Consider the following 12969-nt stretch of genomic DNA (forward strand, 5'->3'; position numbering starts at 1 on the left):
AATGGTTTGCCTGCCGCTTGATAAAAACGGCCCATCCTTACTCCCCCATGTATCAATCAATATGATTTTTATTATCTCAGATAGAAAGACGATTTCCAACAGTTATGTAAAAATAAGTAACTTGCAAGATGTTTAATTGTATAAGAAAAGTTGTCTTATCCAGCAGAACCATGAGTGCTGCATTTCTCCATTAAAGCGCTAAAGGAAAGTTATAAAAGAGCCGATTTTAGGCTCATTCGCGAAGCTTTAGGGCCATGAATGAGAGCATCATGTCCGACACTTACATTGTTTCCGATATAAATGAAATATGCCTTATCTTTGACTGAAACAAATTGTGTTAACAAACCATGTAAAATGACTCCGTCTTGATTTGAACCAATCGCACGAATAGCTGCATTTGACGTTACTTAAACATTGTCCTTTATTCTCACGTCTCCTTTCACGCTGGAAAACGGACTTATGAACGAAGTTTTATCGATTTTAGGGTGTCTTTGAACCGGATTAAATGATGTAACAGGGTTAGGGCTGATAAGGGCAAAAACTTAGTGAGCCGGTGATTGTCAAATTTATCTTCCGTCAGCTTTTTATCGCTCAAAAAAAGGCCTCCTTTGAAAACGTATCTATTCATGTATATATGTAAATTCTGTGCATTTGGAGATGACAAATCATCAATAGAATCCTCCCTGCACAGCTCCCTCAATTTTTGTAGAGACACTTATCCGCAAAATGTAAGGGTTTTCAAAATAAGAGCGGTATGTTAAATTGTAAGATAAGTAAAAATTTTCTGCTAATATTTGAAAGGGGTGTATGATTTGAAAGCAGTAGTAGCAACAAAAGACAAAAGTATAGCGATCGTACAAAAAGAATTACGTCCTTTGCGACATGGTGAAGCCAAAGTTAAGATGGAATACTGCGGTGTATGTCATACTGACTTGCATGTTAAAAATGCTGATTTCGGGGATGTTACTGGCGTCACTTTAGGTCATGAGGGAATAGGCATTGTAACTGAGATCGGTGAAGGTGTAACAAGTCTGAAAAAGGGCGACCGCGTCTCTATTGCCTGGATGTTTGAAAGCTGCGGCTGCTGTGAATATTGCCTAACTGGCCGTGAAACCTTGTGCCGGGATGTAAAAAATGCCGGCTATACAGTTGACGGCGCAATGGCTGAAGAAGCAATCGTAGCGGTTGATTATGCAATAAAGGTGCCGGAAAATTTAGATCCTGCAGCAGCAAGCAGCATTACTTGTGCAGGTGTAACAACTTATAAAGCGGTTAAAGTCAGTGAAATTAAACCAGGTCAATGGATCGGTGTATTTGGAGTCGGCGGTTTAGGCAACTTGGCTGTTCAATATGCAAAAAATGTCTTTAACGCTAAAGTAATTGCTTTCGACATTAGCGATGAAAAATTGAATTTTGCTAAGAGCTTAGGCGCTGATGCGGTTGTAAACAGTTTAAACGAAGACCCCGTCGCTAAAGCAAAAGAAGTGACTAACGATTCAGGGCTTGATGCTGTGGTCATCACGGCTGTCTCTAAAACCCCTTTCAATCAAGCGATTGATGTTGTAAAAGCAGGAGCCCGTGTAGTCGCTGTCGGTTTACCGGTGGACAAAATGGATTTAGATATTCCCCGTCTCGTGTTAGATGGGATTCAGGTAGTAGGTTCATTAGTAGGTACCAGAGAAGATTTGAAGGAAGCTTTTCAATTTGCCGCAGACGGTAAAGTTGTACCTAAAGTGACAAAGCGCCCGATTGAAGATGTGAATGATATTTTTGAAGAAATGGAGCAAGGTAAAGTGACCGGCCGCATGGTTATCGATTTTACTTCCTAATCTTAAGGCTGCCGGGAATGATACGGCAGCCTTTGATCTCGATTCTTGCTCAGCGCCCCACCCAGACTGAATGAGACTTTGTCATTTAGTTCAGAAAAGAAGCTCTACAGACCATTCAGCGGACATTCATTTAGCGAGTACTGCCTGAACTAACCCTGATACCAATATAATGCAAGGTCAGTCATTGCCGAAGCGTAGCCCTGCTGTCTTAACATAGTTGTTATGCTGCCCCGATGATAAGTTCCGTGATTGGCAACATGGAATAAAATTTCTGAGTAAGCAGTTTCTCTGTAACCTAACCAAGGATTATTTAAGTTCATTTTTTGTTCTAAATCTGTTTGGCTATTCATCCATTCTTCAAACTGTGAAGCCAGTTCTTCATAAGACGCCGCAAATTCATCTGCAGAATATAAATGAGCCCTTTCTGAATAACCCATAGAAGCTTCCAATGCTTCCTGCATGTCTATTCCTTTAAGTACTTGCAGCCACATAACATCCACCGCGCAAATGTGACTGAACGTTTGAGCAATTGTAGGATATGAACTGTGAACCTCTTCATAAAGGACATTACTTGGTAATTCCTTTATTCTTTCTAATAACGCTTTATTCGCCCAAACATGGTACTGATACATATTTTTCGCATGGTTCATTTAACATCTCTCCTTTAAAGTTGATACTTGTGATTATAAAAAAAGATATATGACAGCAGATTGTCATACATCTTTATAAATTTTCATTATTTTTTCAGCTTCATCCATTAAAATTGATTGAAGTTCCACCGGTTTTATAATTTTAGCGCCACTGCCAAAGCTTAAAAGAATTGATTTAAGCCATCCGGCATGCTGAGGCCGATACACAGAGATTGTAAACGTCATACTTCCATCTCTGTTCATGACTTTTGAAGCGTTCTGAAATTGATCTAATACTTTAGCTATGGAATTAGGATTAACCCAAATGACTACATCCGCAAACCCTCCCAGGTCGGATTCTGAATAAGATGGTTCATCTTTCACTTTGTGACTGCGCAAAAACTCTTCTTGAGTAAGCGTTATATTCATCATACGTGATACTCTAAATTCTCTATCATCTTGACGTTCTCTGCAGAAGCCATATACATACCAACTACGAAACTTATACTGAAGGTGGATAGGTTCTGCTTCACGTGATGTAAATTCATTTTTATTACTGACATAATCAAAGCGTACTGCCTTTTTTTCCTGTATAGCTTTTCGCAGCCGGATTAATGAATTCGGTTCTGTTCTAAGGCTTTCCAAGTTAACATACAAAGTCCTGCTGCTTTCGCTTGTATCCAGAGATTTTAATCTATCTATCGTGTGTTCAACTTCCTTATCTTCAAAAACACTCGACAAACTGCTTAATACTGTAACTAAATTCAATACATCATGAGAACCGATTAAACTTTTATCAAATTTGTATCCTCTCATTATCCCAAAACCGCCGTTAGCCCCTTGGTATGAAACGACTGGTATTCCAGCTGCACAAATCGCTTCGATGTCTCTATAAATTGTCCGCGTTGATACTTGAAATTCATCAGCTAAACTGGAAGCAGATAAAATTTCATTATGTAAGAGCTTGAATATGATTGATAACAAACGTTCTAATTTCAATTCTCAATTCCTTTCCTTATTAGAATTGGAAGTGCTCTTTTTGCTCTGACACATTTATGCCGCTCACCTCCTGTCACTTCAAGATACCACGCAGAAAGCTTAATTTTTTCACCTAACCGCATAATACGCGAATTACCATATGCTTTATACTTTGCGACACCGATAAACCCTTCTATTGCTTCATTTGATATTCAATAAAACGCCTGTTGAACCTTTGCTTATGTATACAGCTTCATCTTCACTGAGTAATTTGACGCCCAATTTAATCTACATAATAGTTCACTGAATCTCTCAACAATTTTAGAAGAGATGTTCGGTCAATCGACATCCTTGTGATATATATGGTAAAATTTATAGAAAAGAAACAAAGGAGTGTTGTTACATATGAATCTTATCATTTTAGCATCCATGCTTTTATGGGGTGCAGTGATCCACGAGCTAAACAAACCTTCAAAAAAGCAAAGTAAACGAAAAATGATCCCTTTGGTATCCCTCAGTTCTTTATCTACTTTAATCATCACAATTTCGCTTTTTTCTCATTTAATTGGTTGATATTTGTTATGAGGAAACCCGCCAGAGGTTCCTCATAACACTAAAAACCTACTCACTGCACTTTTTACAGCAGACCTTATCAGAGTGTTTGCTTAACACTTTGTCCATTCTCCCCACAGGCATCTTCTTCTCACTCGGAAGTGTAAGATAAGCTGTTATCTCATCCCCAGATTTTAATGTTTTTCCGCAGATAGAGCATTTTAACTCAGTATTAAAGAAATTTTTTAATCCCATCCAGAAGCCTCCTTACTTACCTTTATAAAGTAATACGTTAATGCTTTATAAAAGTTTCAGGTTAAATAAATACTCCTTGCCTGGGAATATACTTCGTTTCAGTTGATCCGCAGCCGCCCCGGTCATCGTTGCCTATAACTTTATCTGCACCACAAACCCGCAAGCAGCCTCCTTGTATCGTACCTTCCGTCCCTTTGTGATTTGTTTTGATTTGTCGTATACTGCGCTTGCCCGGGAAATGATGAATATTTTCGTTAACTATAATTTCCCTGTACCTCTTCGTATGTGGCTCTGCATGATGAAGTAACTTCATGGCTCACCACTTTCATACACAGTTTTATTGCATGTTTAGCCATATCCCTCCTCTTTAAACAGCAAACCGTCCCATCCATTTCTCTCTTTCAGTTAACTTCCCATTATTTCATATTCTTAGAAGCTCTTCATTTTAGACATAACATCCATTTTTTCTTATTTAGACTTAAATCTATGTCGAAATTTATCGTCCGGCATATTATGTACTATCCTAACAACAGGAGGTGGCAATAATATGGGGAACTACGGTGGAAATTACGGTGGAAGCTCTTTCGTATTGATCGTTGTGCTGTTCATTTTGTTAATCATTGTAGGTGCTGCATTCCTTTTCTAGCACATTGACGATTTATATTCGTCTCCCAAACATTGCATCCCTTAGTTCGGACAGACGCCATAAGAAGTTTTATGGCGTTTTTACTTTTGAAAAACAAATCCATTTAAAATAAACATTTTATTTTTACTCTGAAGTTTTTTCATAAGCAGGAGAGTTTCCTCCCCTGCCTACGGCTGCTAATCCTTTTCAGATCTTTTATGGAATACTCGGACTAATATTGCCGCTATGAAGATTAAGGCGAACAATCCAAAAGCCATTGATCCATTCTTTAAAATGATCCCAAAGATCAACAATGCGCAACCAGACAAAATAAATAGTATCTTACTTAAAATATTAATCATTTACATTTCTCCCAATCAAAGCTTGCATTGACACCAATAATACCTGCAGTATTTATACAAGCATAGCAAGCAGTTCCACATAAAATAGTTAAACCAGTGATTGCCCATTGGCTAATATTCTTATCGCATAAACAATCTGATACACATCCAGTCCAACCCTTAGCACTCATCATGTTTGATGATGAGCCCGTTTTATCTTCTGCAGACTTTTCTGTCTCAAAGACACCAGACTTGTCTTCATCTTTAACACAAGACTTGTTCATGAAAATAACCCCTTTGTAAAAAAATAATTGTCATCCGGCACCAATACTACATATCAAACAGACCATCTCATAAATCACCTTCTCTCTTTAATAAAACGCTACCATTCATATAAATAATTGTTAAGCAAAATGGCTTTCACATAAAAAAAGCCGGATTCCTCCTTTAAGAGGTTCCGGCTTTTCTTAGTAAAATGCGGGAAATATCTGGTGACGTGCTGCACACCCCCGCTATTATAATATTTCAATAGAGCCTTCTGTTCCATGAACGCGGATTCGCTGCCCATCTTTTATCAATTGGGTTGCATTTTCAACTCCAACAACTGCAGGTAAGCCGTATTCACGCGCGATAACCGCTCCATGGGTCATCAGTCCGCCAACTTCAGTGACCAGGCCTTTTATGGATACAAACAATGGCGTCCAGCTGGGATCAGTATAGGAGGTAACTAATATATCTCCATCTTCCAAATCGGCATCTTCCATGTTTAAAATAACCCGTGCCCGCCCCTCTATGACTCCCGAGGAAACGGGCAGCCCTGCAATCGCTCCGGCCGGGAGGTTTTCTCGTGTGTACTCGCCTGTAATGATTTCACCGTCAGACGTGATAACACGCGGCGGAGATAGTTTTTCATATACTTTATACTCGCCTTTTCGTGTGCTGATGATTTGGTAATCCAATTTATGTGTGCGTACGACTTCCTGAAGTTCTTCAAAAGTGAGATAGTATATGTCTTCTTTTTCATGAATAACGCCCGCTTCTGCGAGTTGTTCGGCTTCTTTCAGTAAAGCCTGCTTATAAACGAAGTAGCGGCTGATCATGCCGTATTTTGGATATTCTCTGAACCCGCTGAAGTTCCGGATGATGCGGATCATTCGTTTGGTTTCTTTGGCTTTTTGTTCACCATCCGGTAATTGCTTCAATCGGTCTAATAACTCTTGTTCTTTCTTCAACGCCTCCTGCCGCCCTTGCTCAAATTTCCGCTGGCTGGCATTTGGCTCAAAGTTTTTGAGATTATTAAGAATCATAGGGACAAGTGCAGTTGGTTTTTCGCTCCATCGAGTTCTTGTCATATCAATTTCTCCGGCACATCGCATTCCGTACTTGTTGAGATAAGCATAGATAGCGTCATGGGTTTCCCGCCCGCCTTCAAACGTCACCAGCCCATCCAAAAAGTGATCATCTTTTACATTCTCTAAATAGGCAATTACTTCTGGATAAGGGCGGATCACATCGGCGACGTCCAATAGCGCAAGCCCCATTTCTGAGGTAATATTATGGGGTACAGATTGAGAAAGCGTATCTGCTGCGTTTTTTTCACCTAACCACTCGTTCATTTTTTCGTTAATCCATGATGAAGCATCCATTGCAGTTCGAATCAACACCGAACTTTTCGGGTTAAATAGAATCTTCTTTAATTCCTGGATATCTTCCAAAATAAAACGAAATAAATCAGATCCTGATTTCGTCTGGATGTTTTGTTTTAACTCTTCTATCGATGCCTGACTGCTCTTAATCAAATCAGAAACAATTGCCGGATCGTTTTCAGCTTGTTCCGGCATATCTGCATTGCCTTTGCCGGGAATCGGTGCCGTTTTATCAGGTACCGGCTTAATGAAATCATCTCGCTCTATTATGGTCATAAGTGCGTCTTTTAAGAGCGGATCGTGCTGCCCCATGCCTTTTAAGAAAACTTCTCTGACATTAGGAGATGCCAGTTGATGTGTGACATCAACGAATAGCCTTCCGCCGGCTTTACGCATGGGTGCAGCAGTCGTCAACAGAAAAAAAGACAATCCAAGGGGTTTTATGGGATCCGTCATCATTTGCTGATGACCAACAGAGATATAGACGTGATTTTCTTGATCGTTCGCTTCAGGAACGGGGTATAACGTTGTGATCGGACGACTTTGGACAATATAAAAAGTATCGCGGTCCAAACACCATTCGATATCTTGCGGCTGGCCGAAATGAGCTTCGATCTGTCTCCCGATACGTGCCAGCTGTAAAATTTGTTCATCAGTCAGTGTTTGAATCTTTTGCTGATCAAGAGCGATCTCCTGTGTTTCTGTTCCGCCTTCTTTTCGTCCATAGATAGCCAATTTTTTAGTTTCTATTCTCTTATCGACGATTTGCCCGTCCTGTACTTTATAACAATCGGCAGAGACTAAGCCGGAGACAAGTGTTTCACCAAGTCCAAAACCGGCATCGATGGACAGCAGCTTTCGGTTTCCGGTTATCGGATCAGCGGTAAATAAAATTCCCGAAGCCTGAGGGAACACCATCCTTTGGATGATAACGGATAAATAAACTTGGCTGTGATCAAATCCATTTTGCATACGGTAAATGACCGCGCGATCCGTAAATAGGGACGCCCAACATTTACTGATATGCTGCAAGATCGCATCGACGCCGGTAATATTTAAATAGGTGTCTTGTTGACCGGCAAAAGAGGCATGCGGTAAATCCTCAGCTGTCGCACTGGAACGTACGGCATAGGCATGTTCTTCGCCGAATCGGGAGAGATGGCAAGCAACTGCTTTGACTACATCTGAAGGAATTTCTGCTTCCATAATGGTTTGCCGGATTTTTTTGCTGACTTCACCAATTTGATTCCGATTCTCCACTTTCAGCATGGTCAGTTGATCCAACAGCGCTTGTAACGTTTCGTTTTGTTCAATGGCTTTTTGATATCCTGCGGTTGTGACACAAAATCCTTCCGGTACTTGTATTCCTTGAATTTTTGATAATTCCCCTAAATGTAACCCTTTTCCTCCAACGAGCAAAGGCTGTGTTTTTTCAATTTCGTGAATGCCGAGAACCAAAGAACTCATTCTATATCTCCCCTTCAAAAAAATTTGACAAGAGCTTTTCAGCATGATATAATCATAATATAAGATGGATAACTATGACTTTTCACACAGAAAGCACGCGTGTTCTGATTATATCACCGTGTCTGTTTTTGTGCAATATAAAAAGAACCTGGCCAATTTGGCGAGGTTCTTTCTTCATTTTTGTCTAAAGCTCTTTAAAGCTGTATTGAGATCTTTTGTGTGAACGTAAATGTTCTTATACAACTCGAATAGTGTTTTATATTTTTGAACATTTTGTTCTTTTGGATAAAATGCAGCTGCTTCATGAATGAACTGCTCTGCACATTCTTCAAGAGAGTCAAACCACCCGCTTCCGAAGGCAGCTAACATCGCAGCCCCCATGGCGGGACCTTGTTCATTCTCTAACTTAACCACCCTCGTATTGAAAATATCAGCTTGCATTTGAAGCCACGTTTCATTTTTAGCTCCCCCGCCAATAGAGACAACCGTATCAACTGATTTTCCCGCTTCGCGGAATAGCTCAATTGATTCATATAAAGAGAATGTGATGCCTTCCATTATCGCCCTCAAAAAGTGCTCTCTTTTATGGGCTCCGTCCATTCCGATCAAGCTTCCCCGAATAGATGAATCAGCATGCGGCGTTCTTTCACCGACTAAGTAAGGAGTGTACAGCAGTCCATTTGCTCCTATCGGAACAGATTCCACTCCCCGCAATAATTGTTCAAACGATTCGTTTGGCGCAAACGTTTTTTTAAACCAGTCCAAGCTGTACCCTGCAGCGAGCGTGACCCCCATCGTATAAAATGAATCCTTTTTTCCATGATTAAAAAAGTGCACTTTCCCTTTAAAATCTCTTTCTTTGTCTTCTTCACAGGAAAGTATGACTCCTGACGTCCCAATGCTGCATAACGTTTTTCCGGAAGAAAGAATACCGGCTCCGACAGCACCGCAAGCATTATCTGCTCCCCCAGCGTACACTTTTGTTTTTTCCAACAGCCCAGTCTCCGCCGCAACGCTCGGAAGCAGCGATCCTACACAGTCATGGGATTCAACAAGCGGAGGACAAATTTCCGCTGAAATACCAAATTGATTGCAAATCTCATCGCTCCACTCTTTGCGGGTCATATGTAAAAGTAACGTTCCCGCCGCATCGGAGTATTCGGTGTGAATGGCGCCAGTCATGCGGAATCTCACATAGTCTTTCGGAAGCAAAAAAACAGCGGTTTTGTGAAAAAGTTCAGGCTCATGTTCCTTCACCCATAACATTTTAGGTAATGTAAACCCTTCAAGTACACGGTTTTTTGTGATATCAAGCAGATGATCGCCAAATGTCTCGGTAATCCTGTTACATTGAGGCGTCGTTCTGGTATCATTCCAAAGAATCGCATGACGCAGCACCCGCCGATCTTGGTCAAGCAGTACTAACCCATGCATTTGTCCTGAATAGCTAATCCCGTCAATATCCCCGGCTTGAACGTTGGATATCGAAATCAATTCAGCCAATGCTTCAATTGTTTGCTGCACCCAGTCTTCAGGATTTTGCTCACTATATCCCGCCTTCTCTTGGATGAGCGGGTAACTTTTGGACGTTTCTGCACAAACCATGCCGTTTTGATTGACTAAAATGGTTTTAACGGCACTCGTTCCAAGGTCTATTCCAATGACATATTTCATTTTTTCACTCCTTCCTCTCTAAATAGATCCCCATTGGAATGGCCCGCCATAACAGTAACTTCATGACGGGCAATTCCGGGAACTTGGCTGCCTGCATCTTTTTACAGCGGGATCTGGAGCTTCTTTTTTCATTTGTTATACCTGTAAAATGTATTGGTTTAATATCGCTTTTAACCGCTCCTGTCTCCCTGATTCGTTTTTAATTGACTGATTGTTTAGCGCATATTGCTCAAGTGTCTTAAAATCAGCTCTTCCTTCTGCAATTTCAAGACCAACCCCTTCAGTAAAGCTGCGGTAACGGTGTTGAATCACATCTTCAAACACACGATCTTCGATTAATTTGTGGGCGGCTTTCAACCCTCTTGCAAATGTATCCATCCCTGCAACATGGGCATATAGTAAATCATCAGGCTCAAAAGAAGATCTCCTGACCTTTGCGTCAAAGTTTAATCCTCCGCTTCCAAGACCGCCATTTTGCAGAATTTCGTACATTGCTAATGTCGCAGAATATAAATCTGTCGGAAATTCATCTGTGTCCCAGCCTAAAAGCGGATCACCCTGATTCGCGTCAACAGAGCCAAGCAGACCATGCACTCTCGCCATGCGTAATTCATGTTCGAATGTATGCCCGGCTAATGTGGCATGATTGGCTTCGAGATTTAATTTAAAATGATTGTCTAAGCCATATTGCTTTAAAAAGGCAATGGTTGTTGCTGCGTCCGTATCATATTGATGGGTGGTCGGCTCTTTTGGTTTTGGTTCAATCAAAAACTGCCCTGTATACCCGATTTCCTTCGCATAATCCACTGCCATATGCATAAATCTGGCCATATTATCAAGCTCAAATTTTAAATCGGTATTTAACAAAGTTTCGTACCCTTCACGTCCGCCCCAAAATACATAGTTCTCGGCGCCAAGCTCTTTTGCGGTTTCTAATCCTTTTTTTACTTGGGCTGCGGCATACGCAAATACATCTGCATTACAAGAAGTCGCCGCACCATGGACGAAACGGGGATTCGTAAACATGTTTGCAGTATTCCATAATAGCTTAACGCCGCTGGTTCTCATGTAGTCTTTTATCATGTCCACGATTATATCCAGATTTTGATTTGTCTCTTTTAACGTACTTCCTTCCGGTGCGATATCCCGGTCATGAAAAGCAAAAAATGGCGCATCCAGTTTTTCAAACAGCTCAAACGCTGCATCTACCCTCGCTCTCGCCAGATCCATGCCTTTATAGTGATCCCACGGTCTCTGCATCGTAGCTGCGCCAAAAATGTCTGTGCCGTCAGCGGTAAATGTATGCCAATAGGCAATAGAAAATCGCAAATGCTCTTTCATCGTTTTTCCGCCAATTACTTCTTGAGAATTATAGTATTTAAATGCTAAAGGATTCGTGGATTCTTTCCCTTCGTAAATCACTTTGTTTACGCTTTCAAAATAGTTGACTGAACCGGAATGAGAGTGAGCCATGTGTGATTTCCCCCTTAAAAATAAATTCTAAACATGATCATTCAAATACAGATGCTTTTATGTCATGTTGCACATTAGTTTGTTGCCCAAACAAACTAACTTATTTTCATCTTATATAACCTCATCAGTATTTTCAATATTTTTTTTAGTTTTTTACGAACACATTAGATATAATAAAGGTTGGATTCGCTATGTACTGCGTTTCGCACGATAACACAGAACGTTCAACTTAATTTAAAGATTATACAAATGGAGTGGATGAAGTGGATATCGCTGATCAAGCCTTTGTCAAAAAAGTTAACCAAAAGTTATTACTAAACGAAATACTTAAGAATTCTCCTATTTCAAGAGCAAAATTATCTGAAATGACCGGATTAAATAAATCAACTGTTTCGTCACAGGTAAACACTTTAATGAAAGAAAACCTCGTATTTGAAATAGGTCAGGGACAATCCAGCGGCGGCAGAAGACCTGTCATGCTTGTTTTTAATAAAAAAGCAGGATACTCCGTAGGAATAGATGTTGGCGTGGATTATGTTAATGGCATTTTAACAGATCTTGAAGGGACGATCGTCCTTGATCAACACCATCATTTGGAATGCAATTCTCCAGAAATCACTAAAGATATTTTAATTGAGATGATTCATCACTTTATTGCAAATATGCCGCAATCTCCATACGGGCTTATTGGTATAGGTATTTGCGTGCCTGGACTCATTGATAAAGATCAAAAAATTGTTTTCACTCCGAACTCCAACTGGAGAGATATTGACTTAAAATCTTTCATCCGAGAGAAGTTCAATGTGCCCGTTTTTATTGAAAATGAGGCAAATGCCGGCGCATATGGAGAAAAAGTATTTGGTGCGGCAAAAAATCACGATAACATGATTTATGCAAGTATCGGTACAGGAATAGGAATCGGAGTTATAATCAACAATCATTTATATAGAGGGGTTGGCGGATTTTCTGGAGAAATGGGACATATGACAATAGACTTTAAGGGTCCTAAATGCAGCTGCGGAAACCGAGGCTGCTGGGAATTGTATGCTTCAGAGAAGGCTTTATTAACATCTCTTCAGACGAAAGAGAAAAAAGTGTCCAGCCAAGATATCATAGACCTCGCCCATCTGAATGATGTTGGAACTTTACAGGCATTACAGAATTTTGGTTTCTATTTAGGAATAGGCCTGACCAATATTTTAAATACATTTAATCCGCAAGCCATCATTTTAAGAAACAGCATCATTGAATCGCATCCTATGGTTTTACATTCAATTAAAGGTGAAGTGTCATCCAGGGTTTATTCCCAACTAGACAATAGCTATGAATTATTACCATCTATCTTAGGAAAAAATGCCCCTGCTCTAGGAATGTCCTCAATTGTGATTGATCATTTTCTCGACATGGTTCATAACTGAAATGTACATACTTCTATGTTTTACGCTCATCTTTAAAGATGGGTTTTTTTATTCTAGGAGTATTTCTGAATCAATACTGACA

General features: G+C 40.2%; 10 protein-coding genes. 3 read left to right on the forward strand and 7 right to left on the reverse strand.

Going from position 1 to position 12969, the window contains the following annotated elements:
- Window positions 1-812: 812 nt before the first annotated feature.
- Window positions 813-1829 (forward strand): alcohol dehydrogenase AdhP, encoded by a 1017-nt coding sequence (gene adhP, locus CXL14_RS14330; RefSeq protein WP_014417995.1) that lies wholly within the window; start codon window positions 813-815, stop codon window positions 1827-1829.
- A 149-nt stretch (window positions 1830-1978) separates the two neighbouring features.
- Here the strand turns inward: adhP and CXL14_RS14335 are convergent, their stop codons facing one another.
- From CXL14_RS14335 to CXL14_RS14345, 3 genes are all read right to left on the reverse strand, one after another.
- A complete protein-coding gene (locus CXL14_RS14335) occupies window positions 1979-2479 on the reverse strand; it encodes a DinB family protein (RefSeq protein WP_014417994.1) in 501 nt (166 codons plus the stop codon).
- Between the two features lie 63 nt (window positions 2480-2542).
- Window positions 2543-3457: a helix-turn-helix transcriptional regulator gene (locus CXL14_RS14340; protein WP_014417993.1), complete on the reverse strand. Its 915-nt coding sequence runs from the start codon at window positions 3455-3457 to the stop codon at window positions 2543-2545.
- A 600-nt stretch (window positions 3458-4057) separates the two neighbouring features.
- Complete coding sequence (locus CXL14_RS14345; RefSeq protein WP_003154035.1) at window positions 4058-4243, reverse strand: hypothetical protein; 186 nt, start codon at window positions 4241-4243, stop codon at window positions 4058-4060.
- A 547-nt stretch (window positions 4244-4790) separates the two neighbouring features.
- Here CXL14_RS14345 and CXL14_RS14355 point away from each other — a divergent pair.
- Entirely contained in the window at window positions 4791-4889 is a 99-nt protein-coding gene (locus CXL14_RS14355; protein ID WP_003154037.1) for a YjcZ family sporulation protein, read from the forward strand.
- 337 nt (window positions 4890-5226) lie between these two features.
- On the opposite strand, the gene CXL14_RS14360 is transcribed toward CXL14_RS14355, so the two are convergent.
- From CXL14_RS14360 to xylA, 4 genes are all read right to left on the reverse strand, one after another.
- The gene (locus CXL14_RS14360; RefSeq protein ID WP_021493437.1) at window positions 5227-5493 is read right to left on the reverse strand and encodes a hypothetical protein; all 267 of its coding nucleotides are present in this window, start codon (window positions 5491-5493) and stop codon (window positions 5227-5229) included.
- A 231-nt stretch (window positions 5494-5724) separates the two neighbouring features.
- The gene (gene ppsA / locus CXL14_RS14365; protein WP_014417992.1) at window positions 5725-8322 is read right to left on the reverse strand and encodes a phosphoenolpyruvate synthase; all 2598 of its coding nucleotides are present in this window, start codon (window positions 8320-8322) and stop codon (window positions 5725-5727) included.
- A 174-nt stretch (window positions 8323-8496) separates the two neighbouring features.
- A complete protein-coding gene (gene xylB / locus CXL14_RS14370) occupies window positions 8497-9996 on the reverse strand; it encodes a xylulokinase (RefSeq protein ID WP_014417991.1) in 1500 nt (499 codons plus the stop codon).
- Between the two features lie 135 nt (window positions 9997-10131).
- Window positions 10132-11469: a xylose isomerase gene (gene xylA / locus CXL14_RS14375; protein ID WP_014417990.1), complete on the reverse strand. Its 1338-nt coding sequence runs from the start codon at window positions 11467-11469 to the stop codon at window positions 10132-10134.
- Window positions 11470-11732: 263 nt separating this feature from the next.
- Between xylA and xylR the strand changes: the two genes are divergently transcribed.
- The gene (gene xylR, locus CXL14_RS14380; RefSeq protein ID WP_014417989.1) at window positions 11733-12887 is read left to right on the forward strand and encodes a transcriptional repressor XylR; all 1155 of its coding nucleotides are present in this window, start codon (window positions 11733-11735) and stop codon (window positions 12885-12887) included.
- The last annotated feature ends 82 nt before the right edge of the window (window positions 12888-12969 follow it).

This window comes from Bacillus sp. SJ-10 (assembly GCF_002843505.1).
Lineage (GTDB): Bacteria > Bacillota > Bacilli > Bacillales > Bacillaceae > Bacillus > Bacillus velezensis.